The organism is Streptomyces sp. NPDC014676, assembly GCF_043084105.1.
Taxonomy (GTDB): domain Bacteria; phylum Actinomycetota; class Actinomycetes; order Streptomycetales; family Streptomycetaceae; genus Streptomyces.
On sequence record NZ_JBIBZI010000002.1, the window covers coordinates 392,521 to 408,151 of the forward strand.

Genomic DNA, 15,631 nt, shown 5'->3' on the forward strand with positions numbered 1-15,631 from the left:
CCTGCCCCCCTGCCCTACTCGCCCGTGACCGCGCCGAAGTCGATGCCGGAACCGAGGATCAGACCGGCGCCGAGGAGGATCATCGTGGCCGGGACCATGAACGTGGTGATCATCATGGTGGCCTTCGGGACCGCGCGGGCCGCCTTGCGGCGGGCGTTCTGGGAGTCCGTACGGCGCATGTCCTTCGCCAGGGACACCAGCGTGTCCACGATCGGCGCCCCCAGTTCCTCGCCCTGCTGCAACGCCGTGACGAACATCGCCACCTGCTCCGAGTCGTTGCGGCGGCGCAGTTCCGCGAACGCCTGCCTGCGGCTCATGCCCAGGTCCATCTGACGCAGGGTGATGCGGAGTTCGTCCGCCCACGGGCCCTCGTACTTCGACGACACCCGGTCCAGGGCCTGCCGGAAGCCCAGACCCGCGCTCACCACCACCGCCAGCACGTCCAGGAAGTCCGGCAGCGTCCGCTCGATGACGTCCCTGCGGACGCGGATCGCCGACCAGATGCCGACCTCCGTCCAGAACGCGCCGAAGGCCAGGAGCAGCAGGGCCATGAAGAGCTGGCCGCGCATCAGGAACACCAGGAAGCCCAGCCCGCCGAGCGCCCCGTACACCGCGCGTCGGGCGGCGTAACGGTCGATGGTCAGACCGCCGGGGTTGCCCGCCAGGTCGATCTTGCGGCGGTACTTGGCGACCTGCCGGGGGCCCATGAGGCGCAGCACGGCGGGGGCGTAGCGCATGCCCATGCGGTCGACGAGGGAGTCGACCGCGCCCGTGCGGGTGGAGCCGACCTCCAGGGCCAGGGCCAGGTCGCCGGGGAGTTTCGCCTCCGCCCGGTACATGCGGATGCCGGCGAAGACGCCGTAGACGGCGAGACCCGTCAGGAGGGCCAGCAGAAGTGCCATGTCGGTCGGCCTCCTCGCCGCTCAGACGTCGATGCGGGACAGGCGGCGGATGAGGACGAAGCCGACGGCGTACAGGCCGAACGCGATGATCACCGCGGCCTGGCCCGCCGGGGAGCCGGTCATGCGCTCCAGGGCGCCGTCCTTCACCCCGTTCATCAGGAAGAGGGAGCCGACGCCGAGCACCGGGACGGCGTACGACGTCATGCTGACCTGGGAGAGCTGCGTACGGACCTCCCGCCGGGTCTCCTTTCTCTCCTCCAGCGTCTCCGTCAGGTTCCGCAGGGCGCTCACCACCTGGCCGCCCGCCCGGTTGGACAGCACCAGGGTGGTGACCAGGACGACCAGCTCACGGGACGGAAGACGGTCGGCGAGTTCGCCGAGGGCGTCGTCCATCGACGCGCCCACCGCCAACTGGTTGGCGACCTTGGACAGTTCCTCGCCCGCCGGGGCCTCCAGCTCCTCCGCCGCCATGCCGACGGCCGTACGGAGGGCGAGGCCGGCCTGGGTGGCGTTGGCGAGGATGCGGGCCAGTTCCGGGAGCTGGTTGATGAACTTCTCGATGCGTTTCTGCCGCTGCCAGTTGAGGAACTGCAGTGCCACCCCGATGCCGAGCAGGCCGGCGATCGGGCCGAAGAAGGGGGCGAGGGTCGCCTGGCCGACGAGCCACAGGCCGGCGACCGTGGCGAGCATGTAGACGAAGAACTCGCCGGGGGTGACGTCCAGGCCGGTGGCCGCCAGGCGCAGTTCGAGCTTCTTGCCGAGCCCGGTGCGGCGCAGGCGGCGGTCCAGGGTGGGGAAGCGGCGCCGGCGGCCGGCGAGGGGGATCCGGCCGGTGGCCGACAGCCGGTCCACCAGCGCCTGCCGCTGTGCCCTGCCGGTGGCGTACGACTGCACGCCGACGACCGCGAGGACGCAGGCCAGCAGCGTGATGCCGGTGGTCAGCGTGATCAGGTTCTGCAGATCCATGGGGGCGGTTCCTACCTGGCTTCTCGGGTGGCGAGCTGGTCGTAGGACTGGGCGATGCCGAACGCCTGGGGGACGGGCTGGCTCGCCATGTAGAGGCGGTCGGCGGTGCGGCGCGGGAGGGGGTGGTGCTCGTAGACGCCGTGGACGCGGCCGTCGGCGGTCATGGGCTGTGCGCGGAAGCGGGCGACCGTGGTCAGCCGGTACGGCTCCGACGCGTGGCTCTCCAGCAGGGCGACCTCGGTGATGCGGCGGGCGCCGTCGGCGAAGCGGGTGAGCTGGACGATGACGTCGACGGCGCTGTTGATCTGGTCGTGGAGCGCCACGAACGGGATCTCCACGTCCGACATGGAGGCGAGGGTCTGGAGCCGCATCAGGGCGTCCTCGGCGCTGTTGGCGTGGACGGTGGCGAGGGAGCCGTCGTGGCCCGTCGACATCGCCTGGAGCATGTCCAGGGACTCGCCGCCGCGGACCTCACCGACGACGATGCGGTCGGGGCGCATACGGAGGGAGTTGCGGACCAGGTCGCGGATGGTGACCTGGCCCTTGCCCTCGACGTTCGGCGGGCGGGACTCCAGGCGGATGACGTGCGGCTGCTGGAGCTGGAGTTCGGCGGAGTCCTCGATGGTGATGATGCGTTCACGCTCGGGGATCAGGCCGGAGAGGGCGTTGAGGAGGGTCGTCTTCCCGGTGCCCGTCGCGCCGGACACGATGACGTTGAAGCGGGCCTGCACCAGACCGGCCAGCAGGTACAGCATGTGCTCGTCCAGCGAACCGAGGCCGATCAGTTCCTGGAGGGTGAAGGAGCGGGGGAAGCGGCGGATGGTGAGGGTGGCGCCGGTCAGGGAGAGCGGCGGGATGATGACGTTGACGCGCTCGCCGGAGGGGAGGCGGGCGTCGACCATGGGGTTCGACTCGTCGACGCGGCGGTTGACGGTGGAGACGATGCGTTCGATCGTCTGCATGAGCTGGTCGTTGGAGGCGAAGCGGAGCGGGAGCTGTTCGACGCGGCCGCCGCGCTCGACGAAGATGGCGTCCGGGCCGTTCACCATGATCTCGGTGATGGACGCGTCCTCCAGCAGGGGCTCCAGGATGCCGAGGCCCAGGGCCTCGTCGACGACCCGGCGGATCAGCTGGGAGCGCTCGACGGTCGACAGGACCGGGCCCTCGCGGCTGATGATGTGGCCGAGGACGCGTTCCAGCCGGGCCCGGCGCTCGGCCGCCGCCAGCGAACTCATCTCCGCGAGGTCGATCTCCTCCAGGAGCTTGGCGCGGTAGGAGGCGACCAGGTGGCCGTCCTCGCCCCGTCCGGCCGTCTCCTCGGGGGAGTTGATGCGTGCCCGCAGGCTCATGGGTCGCTCGCTCCTCAGTGGTCTCGCGGCATCGTGGCGGACTTGCGGGCGGGGCCGAAGTCCCAGCCCGGCACGATCGAGGGGATGTCGACCGTGGCGGTGACGGTGATCTCGTCGCCTCCCGGATAGCCCTCGCAGGACGTGCCGTCGGCGAGCCAGGTGCTGACGGCGTCCCTGCAGGTGTAGCCGTACGCCTCGCCCAGTGACGCGCTGCGCGCTCCCGCGCGGGCCGCCGTGCCGGCCTGCTGGGCGGTGTAGGCGACCAGGCCGAGCTGTACGGCGGCCATGGCGACGATGAGCAGGATCGGGAGGAAGCCGAGGTACTCGATGGCGACCTGGCCTCGGTCGCGGTCGCGGTCGTGGAGCCGGTGTGCGTGCGGCTCGCAGGGCTCGTACGGCATGTCAGTCCGTCTCCTCCTCGACCGCGCCCGCGTGTCCCTCCACGTCGAGGGGGAGGGAGACGGCGCCGGGGAAGAGGAGGGGGACGTCCAGCCTCACGTCGGCGGTGACGAAGCCGCCCGAGGTCGTGCAGTTCACGGTCGCTCCCCCCGCCCACGCTCCCGACAGCTTGTCCAGCCCGGCCGCCCGGCACGCGCCCTGGCGTGCGCCCGGTGCCGCCGCCGTGGCCGCCCGTACGGCCTCGTCCGCAGCATTCCCCGCGAGCGTGAACGCGTACCCCACCAGGACGAGCTGCCACAGCACCACCAGCGTCACGAGGATCGTGGGGGTCATGCCGAGGAACTCGATGGTCACCTGGCCCCGGTCGCCGTCGCGGCCCCGGTCACGCGCGGGTGATGCCGCTTTCATGGTCATCCCCCTCCGTCCCTGCGCCGCCGGAAGCTCACCGGCCCCCGGTCGCCGCGCGGCCTGCCGCCCTTGTGGGCGCCCTCGGCGGCCTTGACCAGGCCGAGTTCGCCGGCCAGGCCCCACAGGGCCTGCTTCACCGTGCTCTTGTTCTCCAGTTCGTGGACGCGGCCGGCGTCGACGACGGCCTGCAGTTCCTTGAAGTGGGCGGGGATCGCGGTGGCCGCGACCGCGGTGCCGGTGATCTTCCGGATGAGCGGGGGCTGGATCTCCGTGGACCGGGTGTGCCGGTTGACGACCACGGTGGTCTCCTCGGCCTTGCGGATCTGCAGCCGGTCCCACATCCGCACCGCCCGCTTCGCGCCCCGTACGGCGACCACGTCGGGGGTGGTGACCAGCAGGGCCGTGTCGGCCATCTCCACCGCCGCCGCGCCGGCGCCGCCGAGCTGGGCGCCGCAGTCGATGACGACGACCTCGTAGCGGGAGCGCAGGGCGCTGACAATCTGCCGGGTGGCGCGGTCGGTGACGTCCTCGCCGCGTTCGCCCTCGCCGGGGGCGAGCAGCAGGGCGAGGCCGGTGTCGTGGCGGAAGACGGCGTCGGCGAGGACGCGCGGGGAGATGTCGCCCACGGCGGCGAGGTCGACGACGGAGCGGCGGAACTGGACGTCCAGGTAGGCGGCGACGTCGCCGGTCTGGAGGTCCATGTCGACGAGGGCGGTGGTGCGGCCGGAGGCCTGGGCGGCGAGGGCGAGCTGGATGGCGGTCAGGGTCGTGCCGACGCCGCCCTTGGCGCCGCTGACGGTGACGACCGTGCCGCCGGCACCGGTGAAGACGTCACCCCCGGAGCCGAGGTGGCGTCGTACGCCGGCGGACCACTGGGCGACGGCCTGGACGCGGCTGGCGAGTTCCTCGTAGCCGAGCGGGAGGGCGACCAGACCGCGGGCGCCGTAGTCCATGGCGGCCTGGAAGAGGCCGGGGCTCGCGTCGGAGGTGACGAGGATGACGCCGGCGGCGGGGAAGCGCAGGGCGACTTCGCGGATCAGCTCCAGGGCGGGGACGGGGCCGATCCGCTCGTGCACGACCACGACCTCGGGCAGCTCGTCGACGGACTCGGCGGCCAGGCGGGCGAGGGTGTCGATGAGCTGGGTGGAGTCGGTCACCGGGGCGACCGGTTCGGCGTCCGGGAGCTGGCTGAGCAGGGTGATGAGGGACCGGACCGCGTCCGCGTCGCCGACTGCCGGCAGGATCCTCGTGGGCATGCGGGCCTCTCACTTGTCCTTCGCGAGTTCGTACGTCCGCTGCGAGTCCGGGACGGTGCCGTCGGTTCCGGGTGCGACCAGCGCGAGGCGGACCCGCCGGGCGAACGACTCGGCGTAGGTGATGCGCTGGGCGTCGACGGCGGACAGCGCGAAGGTGATCGGAACGGCGTCGGTGGGCTCCCGGCCGCGGTCGTTCTCGTCGGGCTGGAGGGCGGTGAGCTTGCCGACGTCGAGGACCTTGGCGTTGGTCACGATGATCCTGGACTGGTCGGGGTCGCCCTCGCGTTCGCCCTCGAAGGTGGCGTAGACGTTGACCGAGGAGCCCGGTGTGATCTTGCCGGCGACGCCGGTGGCCGCGTCGATCATGATGGCGACCTCCTGCTGTCCCGGCTGCAGGGCGGGCTGGTTCACGATCATGTCGCTCTGCAGCAGGGAGCCCTCCCGCAGATCGGTCACGGCGATCTTGCCCCGGATCTCGTCCAGGTCGGTGACGGCGTTCTTCGACAGCCACCGCTCGGGCATCTCGATCTTCTCGAACTGGCCCGTGCCGAGGGGCGTGTAGGGCGCCACGTCCGTCTTCAGCCGGTACGCGGTGACCTCGGGGCCGACCTTGGACTCCACGTCGTCGATGACGGAGAGGACGCCGGCGAACGCGCCGAGGGCGCACAGGACCGACAGGAGCAGGAGTATCACGCCGCGGCGCTGACGGGAGTTCATGAACCGTGCAACCTCATCGGGGATATCGGTCGAGCGGGACCGTGCGGTGGGGGTGGGGGGTCAGGTACGGCCCCGGGCGAGGGCCGGCGTGCCCTCGGGGGCGGGTGGTACGGCGGAGCAGAACACGCACCGGTCGCCGATGACGTCGATGCCGCACCAGTGGCAGACGCCGCGCCGTACGGAGGTGACGAGCTGGTACAGGACGGACAGGTCGGGCAGGTAGGTGCAGAACTCGATGACCTTGCCGGTTCCCCACCAGTCGGGGGACTCGGCGGGGAGCGGTGTCTCGCGCAGGCCCTGGACCTTCCAGGAGGGGGCCAGGGTGGTGGTGACCCAGTCGGACTGGAGGTGGCCCTTGGCGACGAGCATCCAGGTGCCGAACTCGGGTCCGGCGAGGGAGGTTTCGGGGCCGAGGCGGACGAGTTGCGGCTGCGGATGGGCGAGTACGGCGAACTGGCTGCCGGGCATCCAGGACTTCGCGTGCTGCCTCAGGTCGACGGGGACGCGGTCGAGGCGGGCGACGGAGCCGAGCAGGGCCCCGGAGTGGAGGTAGTGGATCAGCAGCCGGCCGGCGGAGGCGAGGACGCCGGGGCTGAGGTCGCAGGAGGCGAGCTGCCGTAACTGGCGCGCCAGGACGGCCAGTCCGAGCGGTGGCAGATCGGGGCGGAAGAGGGCTATCCGGTCGCTCTCCAGCAGGGAGCGCAGGGTGTGCAGGCGTCGCTGGACGGCGACGGGGGTGGCCCGGGAGCAGACGACGATGACGTGACCGTGGTGCTCGATGATCAACTGAAGCTCGGCCAGGACCTGTTCGAGGGGGCGGGTGTCGATGTCCCGCAGCACCACGGCGGGCAGGGTTCGTTCGTCCTGGGCCGGCAGCGCCATGTCGGCGCCGGTCACGGCAATGGCAGTTGGCACGCGCGGCTCCCCGTTCTCCCCAGGCCCCTCGGCCCACCGGACGTTACTCCGGCGCACCCTGACGACTTCACTGCGTGACTACCTCAGCACTGTATCCGCGGGCCGGTGGCCGGAGAACAGCGATTGAGCAGCCGAACGGCAACCGTCGGTGCACAAGGTGCGCCAAAACGGGGCAGGTTGAGCATCTCGCCGGTCCCGATCGGGCCTTACGGGTGGAGGTCCTGTGCATCGCCTTGACGTCGGTGGTGCCGCGGGGTCGGCTCACTGGTCGTTTTTGGTCTGGACCTATTGACAACTGGATTGGTCTGGACCACCTTGTGCTGCACACGGTGGCCACCGTCGAGTTCCTCCTCCCCTCTCCCCCACCCTTCTCCCCCACCGGAGGCCCCAGTGAACCGCGCACCAGGAACGCCCGGCCGCAGCAGACGCGTCTGGGCCTCAGCCGTCGTCTCCGCCCTCGCCCTCACCTTCGCCGGCGCGGGCCAGGCGTCCGCGGCGGACGTCAACAACGTCAGGAACGCCGGCTTCGAGGCGGGCCTGGGCAACTGGACCTGTTCGGCGAACAGCGGCACGACCGTCTCCTCCCCGGTGCACGGCGGCACGGCCGCGCTCAAGGCCACACCCGCCGGGCAGGACAACGCCCGCTGCTCCCAGACGGTCGCGGTGAAGCCCAACTCCACCTACCGGCTGAGCGGCTGGGTGCAGGGCGGATACACCTACCTGGGCGTCACCGGCACCGGCACGACGGACGTGTCCACCTGGACCCCGGACTCCGGCGGCTGGAAGCAGCTGTCGACCGGCTTCTCCACCGGTTCCTCCACCACCTCGGTGACGGTCTACACCCACGGCTGGTACGGCCAGGCCCCCTACTACGTCGACGACCTCTCGGTGTTCGGCCCCGACGGGGGCGGCGGCGGAGACCCGGAGCCGACGGTCCCGGGCACCCCGGGCGGGCTGACCGTCTCCGGTACGACCGCCTCGTCGGTGTCGCTGGCCTGGAACGCGGTGTCGGGGGCGACCGGCTACAGCATCTACCGCAACGGCACGAAGGTGACGGCCGTGTCGGGCACCTCGGCGACCGTGACCGGGCTCGCGGCCGCCACGTCGTACTCCTTCCAGGTCACCGCCACCAACGCGGCGGGCGAGTCGCCGAAGTCGACGGCGGTGTCGGCGCGCACCGAGGAGAGCGGCGGCGACACCGGCGGGGACCTGCCCGAGCACGCGGTGACGGGCTACTGGCAGAACTTCGACAACGGCGCCGCCGTGCAGAGGATCTCCGACGTCCCGTCCGCGTACGACATCATCGCGGTCGCCTTCGCCGACGCCACCGGCACACCGGGCGCCGTCACCTTCAACCTGGACTCGGCGGGCCTGAACGGCTACACCGTCGACCAGTTCAAGGCGGACATCCGGGCCAAGCAGGCAGCCGGGAAGAAGGTCATCATCTCGGTCGGCGGCGAGAAGGGCACCGTCTCGGTGAACGACTCCGCCTCCGCGACGAACTTCGCGAACTCGGTGTACGCCGTCATGCAGGAGTACGGCTTCGACGGCGTCGACATCGACCTGGAGAACGGTCTCAACCCGACCTACATGACGCAGGCGCTGCGGTCGCTGTCGGCGAAGGCCGGCCCGTCGATGATCCTGACGATGGCGCCGCAGACCATCGACATGCAGTCCACGTCCGGCTCGTACTTCCGTACCGCGCTGAACGTGAAGGACATCCTCACGGTCGTCAACATGCAGTACTACAACAGCGGTTCCATGCTGGGCTGCGACGGCAAGGTCTACAGCCAGGGCTCGGTGGACTTCCTGACCGCGCTCGCCTGCATCCAGCTCGAGGGCGGTCTCGACCCGTCCCAGGTCGGCCTGGGCCTGCCGGCCTCGACCCGGGGCGCGGGCAGCGGCTACGTCTCCCCGTCGGTCGTGAACAACGCCCTGGACTGCCTCACCAAGGGCACCGGCTGCGGCACCTTCAAGCCGTCGCGGACCTACCCGTCCCTGCGGGGCGCGATGACCTGGTCCACGAACTGGGACGCCACGGCCGGGAACGCCTGGTCCAACGCGGTGGGCCCGCACGTCCACGCCCTGCCGTAACCGGTCCGGACCGCCATCGCCCCCGTCCCACGGCCGCGTGGGGCGGGGGCGATGCGCGCGGTGCCCGTCGGCCCGGCCTAAGACCGCGGGTCACCAGCATCCCCGAGTCCGGCTGCGGCGACGGCGGCGAGACCGCGATCCTCACGAGGACCGAACCGTCCGACACCCCCGTCCCGGAACCCTCCCCCGGCACCTGGAAGCGTGAGGGCCCCGACTCCGGCGTGAGCATGTCCCTCGTGCCGGAGCAAGGGGCCTACGGCGAGGTGGTGGACCGGTGACGGGGCGGCGTACCACTGCGCGTGGGAGAACGTCGTGGTGGACGCCACCAGCACGGGGGTGCGGCTCGGCCCGGCGGTCGTCACGGTCGCGGAACCGGAGGACCGGTGCGAGGACGGCACCACGGAGACGTCGCGGCTCAAGAGCGCCGGCCAGCCGGCCGTGACCGTGCTCGGTGACGGCCGGCCTCCGTCGGTCTGCCGTCGCGCGGACTAGAAGAACTCCGACCACGGCTGGTCCCAGACCTGCTTCACGCACAGGACCAGGAACAGCAGGCCCGCGATCGCGAGCATGCCGTTGCTCAGCGGGCCGTTGCGCCACTCGCGGGGTGTGCGGGACGAGTTGAGGAGCCAGAGCAGGGTGAGGGCGAGGAAGGGCATGAAGGCGGCGCCCAGGACGCCGTAGATGATGATCAGGCGGAAGGGCTCGTCCTGGAAGAGCAGGATCATGGGCGGGAAGGTGAGCCAGAGCAGGTAGGCGCGGAAGGCCCAGGAGCGTTCGCGGCGTCCGGAGGCCAGCTCGTCGCCCCGTGCCTCGCGCTCGCCGCGCTGCCGGGCCAGGAAGTCGGCGAACATCAGGCTCACGCCGTGCCAGACACCGATCAGGGAGGTGAAGGAGGTGGCGAAGAAGCCGATCAGGAAGAGCTTGCCGGTGGCCGTGCCGTACTCCTCCTCCAGGATGTCGCCGAGCTGGATCAGGCCCTTGTCGCCGCTCGCGATCGCGATGTTCGCCGAGTGCAGCAGCTCGGCGCCGACCAGGAGCATCGCGATGACGAAGACGCCGGTGGTGGCGTAGGCGACCCGGTTGTCCAGGCGCATCACCTTCATCCAGCCGGTGTTCGTCCAGCCCTTGGCGTTGACCCAGTAGCCGTACGCGGCCAGCGTGATGGTGCCGCCGACTCCGCCGATCAGGCCGAGGGTGTTGAGGACCGAGTCCTTCTCGTCGGGGAGGACCGGGAGGAGGCCGGCGAAGGCGTCGCCGAGGTGGGGGGTGACGCGGATCGCCAGGTAGACGGTGACGACGAACATGACGCCCACCAGGACCGTCATGACCTTCTCGAACACGTCGTACTTGTTGAACCAGACGAAGACCAGACCGACCAGGCCGCAGGCGATGCCCCACCATTCGAGGTCCATCACGTCCGGGAAGAGGGCCTGGAGCGGCAGGGCGCTCGACGACATCGCCGCCGCGCCGTAGACGAAGCCCCAGATCACGGCGTAGACCGCGAAGAACCAGGTCGTCCAGCGGCCGAGGCTCGCCCAGCCGTCGAAGAGGGTGCGGCCGGTGGACAGGTGCCAGCGTCCGCACGCCTCCGCGAGGGAGATCTTCACCAGGCAGCCGAGGATCGCCGCCCACAGCAGGGTGTAGCCGAAGTTGCTGCCCGCGATGAGGGTGGCGACGAGGTCGCCGGCGCCGACACCGGTCGCGGCGACGACGATGCCGGGGCCGATGTAGCGCCAACTGGACTTACGGGGAGCCGAGTCGGTTCCGTCCGGTACGCCTACGTCTCTGGTGTTGCCCGTGGTGTCCGCCATGGGGGTCAAGAAAGCCCATGGCGGCCGGGGGGACAAGAGGGCGTGCGCGGATCTTCACCCGATGTGCCTAGTCGGCGTCGGTTCCGTCGCCGTCGTCCCCGCTGTCCTTCGCGTCGTCCTTCGCGTCGTCCTTCGCGCTGTCCTTCGCGTCGTCCTTCGCGCTGTCCTTCGCGTCGTCCGGCTGGTCGTCCTTCTCGGACTGCGCCTCGCCGTCCTCGAAGTACGCGTCCAGGACCGCGTCCAGGGCGGTGTCCCATTCCGCGAAGCTGCTGCGGGACGGGGCCTCGACCTCGATCGGGTACCAGCGGCGGTCAGGGGTGTGGACGGTGAGCGTGTAGCGCTTGCCGAAGCGGGCGGTCTCCGTCTCCACCGCGCCGATCTCGTCCCAGCGGAACTCGCACTCCTGGTCGTCCAGGCGCAGTCGTACGCCCCTGTGGTCGGCGATCACCTTGGCGCGGCGGTCGGACGCCTCGAAGACGGGGCCGTCGGGGGCCGCCGGCTCCTCGGGGGCGGAGTCCTCCTCCGCCTCCGGTTCCGGAGTCGTGTCCTCCGCCGGGGCCGTGTCCTCCGGTTCCTCCGGCTTCGCCTTCGCGTCCTCCTCCCGGCCGGACGCGGGCGAGGTGAGCCCGGGGATGAATGCCGGGTCGAATCCGGCGCCTTCCAGGGGCTGGCTGCTCGATCCTATGCGCTGCTCCACACCGCAGGAGTATGGTCGACGAACCTGTGACGGACACAGCCAGCCCCCAACTTCGTTATCAGACGCCTACATGAGCACCACGGCTCACACGACGAGACTGAGCGCGGCGGCGACCACGAACCCGGCCACGGACAGCACGCTCTCCAGCACCGTCCACGTCTTGAGCGTGTCCCGCTCGCTGATGCCGAAGTACTTGGCGACCATCCAGAAGCCGCCGTCGTTGACGTGCGAGGCGAAGATCGAGCCCGCCGAGATGGCCATGATGACCAGCGCGACGAACGCCTGCGAGTGGTCCCCCTCGGCCAGCAGCGGGGCCACGATGCCCGCCGTCGTCACGATCGCCACCGTCGCCGAGCCCTGCGCGACCCGCAGCACCACGGAGATCAGGTAGGAGAGGACGATCACCGGGAGGCCGACGTCGTTGAAGGTGTCCGAGAGGGCCTGGGCGACCCCGCTGGCCTTGAGGACGGCGCCGAAGACCCCGCCCGCGCCGACCACCAGCAGGATGTTGCCGACCGGCTTGAGGGAGGACGTGGAGACGGTCTCCAGGGACTTGCGGGACCAGCCGCGCCGGATGCCCAGCAGGTAGTACGCGAGGAACAGGGCGAGGGTGAGGGCCACGAAGGGGTGGCCGAAGAACTCGATGACCGAGCGGAGGGTGGAGGGATCCAGCGCGATCGAGGAGAAGGTCGCCGCGAGGATCAGGATCAGCGGCGTACCGATGATGCCGAGGACCGTGCCGAGCGGCACCGGCGCCTCCCGCGGTGTGACACCGGAGGCGCGCTGCTCGGCGGCGACGGCGTCCTTGGCCTCCTGGGCGGCCTCGACCATGTCCTGCGGTACGGCGACGAAGATGCGCTTGCCGATCCAGGCGGAGTAGACCCAGGCGGCGGCGACGGCCGGCAGACCGCAGACGACGCCCATGAGGATGACCCAGCCGAGGTCGACGTGGAGCAGTCCGGCGGCGGCCACCGGGCCCGGGTGCGGGGGCAGGAAGGCGTGGGTGACCGAGAGACCCGCGAGGAGGGGGAGGCAGTAGAGCAGGATCGACTTGCCGGAGCGCTTGGCGGCGGCGTACACGATCGGCGCGAGGACGAAGATGCCGACGTCGAAGAAGACCGGGATGCCGAAGATCAGACCGGTGAGGCCCATCGCGAGCGGGGCCCGCTTCTCGCCGAACAGGCCGAGCAGCCGTCCCGCCAGCACCTCGGCGCCGCCGCTGACTTCGAGGATCGCGCCGAGCATCGTGCCCAGGCCGATGATGATCGCGACATGGCCGAGGATGCCGCCCATCCCGGACTCGATGGTGGACACCGCGTCCGACCGCTGGACCGTGCCGAAGAGTTCGGTGACCGACAGGCCCGCCAGCAGGCCGACGGCTATGGAGACGGCGAGCAGCGCGACGAACGGCTGGAGCCGGACCTTGATGATCAGGAAGAGGAGGAGCGCGATGCCGATGGCGGCGACGGTCAGCAGGCCCGCCGTGCCGTCGAGGAGGACGAGCAGTCCTCCGGTGTGCGGTGGTGCCTCGGCGGGTGCGGAGGCGGCGAGCGGGAGGAGCGGATGGGACATGCGGGGGTCCTCTGGGTAAGGGCATGGGGCTTTCGGGCAGGGGGGATCGCGGCACGGTGTCCCAGGGGTGCGGGACACCGTGCCGTGATGTCGTACGGCGGTGGTGTGGGGGGGCGGCGCGGGTCAGCCGAGGACGGCGAGCGCGTCGATCTCGATGAGGAGGCCGGCGGGCAGACCGACGTAGACGGTCGTGCGGGCGGCGGGCGGCTGGGTGAGGCCCTGCTCCTCGAAGTAGGTGTTGTAGATCTCGTTCATCTCCGCGAAGTGGTCCACGTCGGTGAGGTAGACGCGGATCATCATCACGTCGTCCCAGCTCGCGCCGCCCTCTTCGAGGATCGCCTTGACGTTGGCGAAGGTCTGGAGGGTCTGCTCGCGCAGGGTGGGACCGGCGGGGGTGGGGGCCTTGCCCTCCTCGTGCGGGAGGAAGCCGACCTGGCCGGCGACCTGGAGGATGTTGCCCTTGCGGACGCCGTGGGAGAACTTCGCGGGCGGGGTGGTGTGGGTGGCGGGGGTGAGCGCGGTCTTCTCGGTCATGCGGGGGTGTCCTTCACTGGGGTTCTGCCGGAGTACTCGCCGCTGATCGCGTCCGCCGTACGGCGCACCAGCGGGAGCAGGGTGAGGAGTTCGTCGGCGGTGACGACGACGTTCGGCGCGGAGACCGACATCGCGGCGACCACCCGGCCGTCGGCGCCGCGGATCGGCGCGGCGACGCAGTTGATGGACTCCTCGTGGCCGCCGAGGTCGGTGGCCCAGCCCTGTTCGCGCACCTTGGCCAGTTCCTGGAGGAACGCGGCGGCGTTGGGTGTCGAACGGGACGTGTACATGGGGTAGTCGAGCTTCTCCGCGAGGGGGCGGCGCTCGTGTTCGGGCAGGTCGGCGAGGAGGAGTTTGGCGACGGCCGCGACGGTGATGGCGACGGGTTTGCCGATCCGCGAGTACATGCGGACCGGGTAGCGGCTCTCGACCTTGTCGATGTAGAGGACCTCGTTCTCCTCGTACACGGCGAGGTGGACGGTGTGTCCGCAGGTCTCGTTGAGGCGTACGAGGTGGGCGTGGGCGATCTCGCGGACGTCGAGGTTCTCCATCGCCTCCTGGGCGAGGGCGAAGAGGCGGGCGCCGAGGCGGTAGCGCTGGTCGGACTGGCGGTAGACCAGGCCGTGCTCGTGGAGGGTGCGCAGGAGGCGGAGGGCGGTGGATTTGTGCACGCCCAGCCGGTCGGCGACCTGGCCGAGGTCGGCGGGGCCCTCCGCGAGCAGGGGGAGGATGCTCAGGGCGCGGTCTACGGTCTGGCTCATGGGGTGCGTGCCTCCTCTTCGGCCTCTTCGTCGGCTTGTGTCCAGCCGGGGCCGAGTCGCAGTCTCCCCCACGCGGTGTCGTCGAGGGCGACGAGGCGCCCCGCGAGGGCGCGGGGTGGGGGCGGGGCGAGGTCGCCGGGGGTGGTGAGGGCGGCTGCGGCGGTGAGGTGGCCATGGCGCAGGCGGTCGCGGAGGGGGAGGTCCCGGAGGGTCGCGGAGAGGAAGCCGGCGGCGAAGGCGTCGCCGGCGCCGGTTGTTGCGACTACGTCGACTTTGAGGGCGGGTTCACAGGTGCCCTGTGCTGCGGTTGGGCGGGGGTGGGTCGCGCTGCCCGGCGCTTGCGGGGTGCCGTCCGCGCCCACCCTCCCCCACTCTCGGCTTCGCTCGAGCGGGGGGACCCCCGTCGCCCCAGCGGCACGACTGCCCGCGGGGAGGCGGGTACGGCTGCCCGCGGGTCCGGTGAAGGCGACTACTGCGTGGGCGCCCTGTTTGACGACCAGGATGGCCGGTTCCGGCAAGGCCTCGCGGATCTTGGACGGGCCGCCTGTGATGCCCCAGGCCTCCTCTGCCTCGTCCTCTCCCACGAAGACGATGTCCGCGTCGCGGGCCAGGTCGAGGAGGACTTCCGGGCCGTGGGTGTCAGGCCAGAGGCCGGGGCGGTGGTTGACGTCGAAGGAGATCAGGGGGCGGCCGGGGCGACGGGCGGTGAGTTCGCGCATCAGGGTCAGGCAGTCGGCCGACAGTGCTGCCGTGATGCCGGACAGATGCAGGATGCGGCCCGCGCGTACCGCCTCCAGGTCGAGGTTCGTGGCCGTCATCGCGGAGGCCGCCGAGCCCGCCCGGTAGTAGGCGACCTCGTGGGCCTCGGTGGAGCGGTCACCGGCCGTGCGGAAGTAGATGCCGGTCGGGCGGTCCGGGTCGCGGCGGACGTGGGACACGTCGACGCCGTAGCCGCCGATCGCCTCGACGAGGTGGTCGCCGAAGGCGTCGGCGCCGACCCTGCTGACCCAGCGGGTCGCGTGGCCCGCCGCCGCGAGCACGCACGCCACGTTCGACTCCGCGCCGCCGATGCCCCGGTCGAAGGACGGCACGTCGGCGAGGCGGCCCGGCCGGGAGGGCAGGAACGTCACCATGGACTCGCCGAGCGCGACAACGTCCACGGCGTGACTCCTTCTCTTCTGCGGGTGGGGCGGTCTCCGTTGACCGCACGTGGCCGAGATGTTAGACAGCGTTAAGCGATATACGCAATG

General features: G+C 71.0%; 16 protein-coding genes. 2 read left to right on the top strand and 14 right to left on the bottom strand.

Translation table 11 applies throughout. From position 1 onward, the window contains the following. Positions 1-14: 14 nt before the first annotated feature. The 8 genes from ACF1DX_RS06220 to ACF1DX_RS06255 are packed head-to-tail and all read right to left on the bottom strand — an operon-like array spanning position 15 to position 6,894. Positions 15-902, bottom strand: a complete 888-nt coding sequence (locus tag ACF1DX_RS06220) for a DUF5936 domain-containing protein (protein WP_391790047.1) — start codon at positions 900-902, stop codon at positions 15-17. A 21-nt stretch (positions 903-923) separates the two neighbouring features. Further along, positions 924-1,868, bottom strand: coding sequence for a type II secretion system F family protein (locus tag ACF1DX_RS06225; protein WP_391790048.1), 945 nt, complete (start codon positions 1,866-1,868; stop codon positions 924-926). 11 nt (positions 1,869-1,879) lie between these two features. Then, positions 1,880-3,217 carry a CpaF family protein gene (locus tag ACF1DX_RS06230; protein WP_391790049.1) on the bottom strand — a complete coding sequence of 446 codons (1,338 nt, stop codon included), beginning with the start codon at positions 3,215-3,217 and terminating at the stop codon, positions 1,880-1,882. Between the two features lie 14 nt (positions 3,218-3,231). Beyond that, a complete protein-coding gene (locus ACF1DX_RS06235) occupies positions 3,232-3,618 on the bottom strand; it encodes a TadE/TadG family type IV pilus assembly protein (RefSeq protein ID WP_391790050.1) in 387 nt (128 codons plus the stop codon). A 1-nt stretch (position 3,619) separates the two neighbouring features. Continuing rightward, positions 3,620-4,030 (bottom strand): pilus assembly protein, encoded by a 411-nt coding sequence (locus ACF1DX_RS06240; RefSeq protein ID WP_391790051.1) that lies wholly within the window; start codon positions 4,028-4,030, stop codon positions 3,620-3,622. Then, complete coding sequence (locus tag ACF1DX_RS06245; protein ID WP_391790052.1) at positions 4,027-5,280, bottom strand: CpaE family protein; 1,254 nt, start codon at positions 5,278-5,280, stop codon at positions 4,027-4,029. Before ACF1DX_RS06245 ends, ACF1DX_RS06240 begins: the two co-directional genes overlap by 4 nt. Before the next feature lie 9 nt (positions 5,281-5,289). Then, the gene (cpaB, locus tag ACF1DX_RS06250) at positions 5,290-5,997 is read right to left on the bottom strand and encodes a Flp pilus assembly protein CpaB (RefSeq protein ID WP_391790053.1); all 708 of its coding nucleotides are present in this window, start codon (positions 5,995-5,997) and stop codon (positions 5,290-5,292) included. Between the two features lie 60 nt (positions 5,998-6,057). After that, positions 6,058-6,894, bottom strand: coding sequence for a hypothetical protein (locus tag ACF1DX_RS06255; protein WP_391790461.1), 837 nt, complete (start codon positions 6,892-6,894; stop codon positions 6,058-6,060). 408 nt (positions 6,895-7,302) lie between these two features. On the opposite strand from ACF1DX_RS06255, the gene ACF1DX_RS06260 reads away from it, so the two are divergent. Both ACF1DX_RS06260 and ACF1DX_RS06265 read left to right on the top strand, forming a co-directional pair. Further along, on the top strand, positions 7,303-9,006 hold the full coding sequence (locus ACF1DX_RS06260; protein WP_391790054.1) for a chitinase: 1,704 nt from the start codon (positions 7,303-7,305) through the stop codon (positions 9,004-9,006). 312 nt (positions 9,007-9,318) lie between these two features. Next, entirely contained in the window at positions 9,319-9,498 is a 180-nt protein-coding gene (locus tag ACF1DX_RS06265; protein WP_391790055.1) for a hypothetical protein, read from the top strand. Here ACF1DX_RS06265 and ACF1DX_RS06270 read toward each other — a convergent pair. From ACF1DX_RS06270 to ACF1DX_RS06295, 6 genes are all read right to left on the bottom strand, one after another. Then, positions 9,495-10,817 carry an Nramp family divalent metal transporter gene (locus tag ACF1DX_RS06270; RefSeq protein ID WP_391790056.1) on the bottom strand — a complete coding sequence of 441 codons (1,323 nt, stop codon included), beginning with the start codon at positions 10,815-10,817 and terminating at the stop codon, positions 9,495-9,497. The two genes, ACF1DX_RS06265 and ACF1DX_RS06270, sit on opposite strands and share 4 nt — an antisense overlap. 67 nt (positions 10,818-10,884) lie before the next feature. After that, positions 10,885-11,514: a hypothetical protein gene (locus tag ACF1DX_RS06275; RefSeq protein WP_391790057.1), complete on the bottom strand. Its 630-nt coding sequence runs from the start codon at positions 11,512-11,514 to the stop codon at positions 10,885-10,887. Between the two features lie 84 nt (positions 11,515-11,598). Continuing rightward, the gene (locus tag ACF1DX_RS06280; RefSeq protein ID WP_391790058.1) at positions 11,599-13,086 is read right to left on the bottom strand and encodes a GntP family permease; all 1,488 of its coding nucleotides are present in this window, start codon (positions 13,084-13,086) and stop codon (positions 11,599-11,601) included. A 123-nt stretch (positions 13,087-13,209) separates the two neighbouring features. Continuing rightward, positions 13,210-13,620 (bottom strand): RidA family protein, encoded by a 411-nt coding sequence (locus ACF1DX_RS06285; RefSeq protein WP_391790059.1) that lies wholly within the window; start codon positions 13,618-13,620, stop codon positions 13,210-13,212. Beyond that, positions 13,617-14,381 carry an IclR family transcriptional regulator gene (locus tag ACF1DX_RS06290; protein WP_391790060.1) on the bottom strand — a complete coding sequence of 255 codons (765 nt, stop codon included), beginning with the start codon at positions 14,379-14,381 and terminating at the stop codon, positions 13,617-13,619. The genes ACF1DX_RS06285 and ACF1DX_RS06290 overlap by 4 nt, the downstream gene beginning before the upstream one ends. Further along, positions 14,378-15,514: a sugar kinase gene (locus ACF1DX_RS06295; RefSeq protein WP_391790462.1), complete on the bottom strand. Its 1,137-nt coding sequence runs from the start codon at positions 15,512-15,514 to the stop codon at positions 14,378-14,380. Before ACF1DX_RS06295 ends, ACF1DX_RS06290 begins: the two co-directional genes overlap by 4 nt. Between the last annotated feature and the right edge of the window lie 117 nt (positions 15,515-15,631).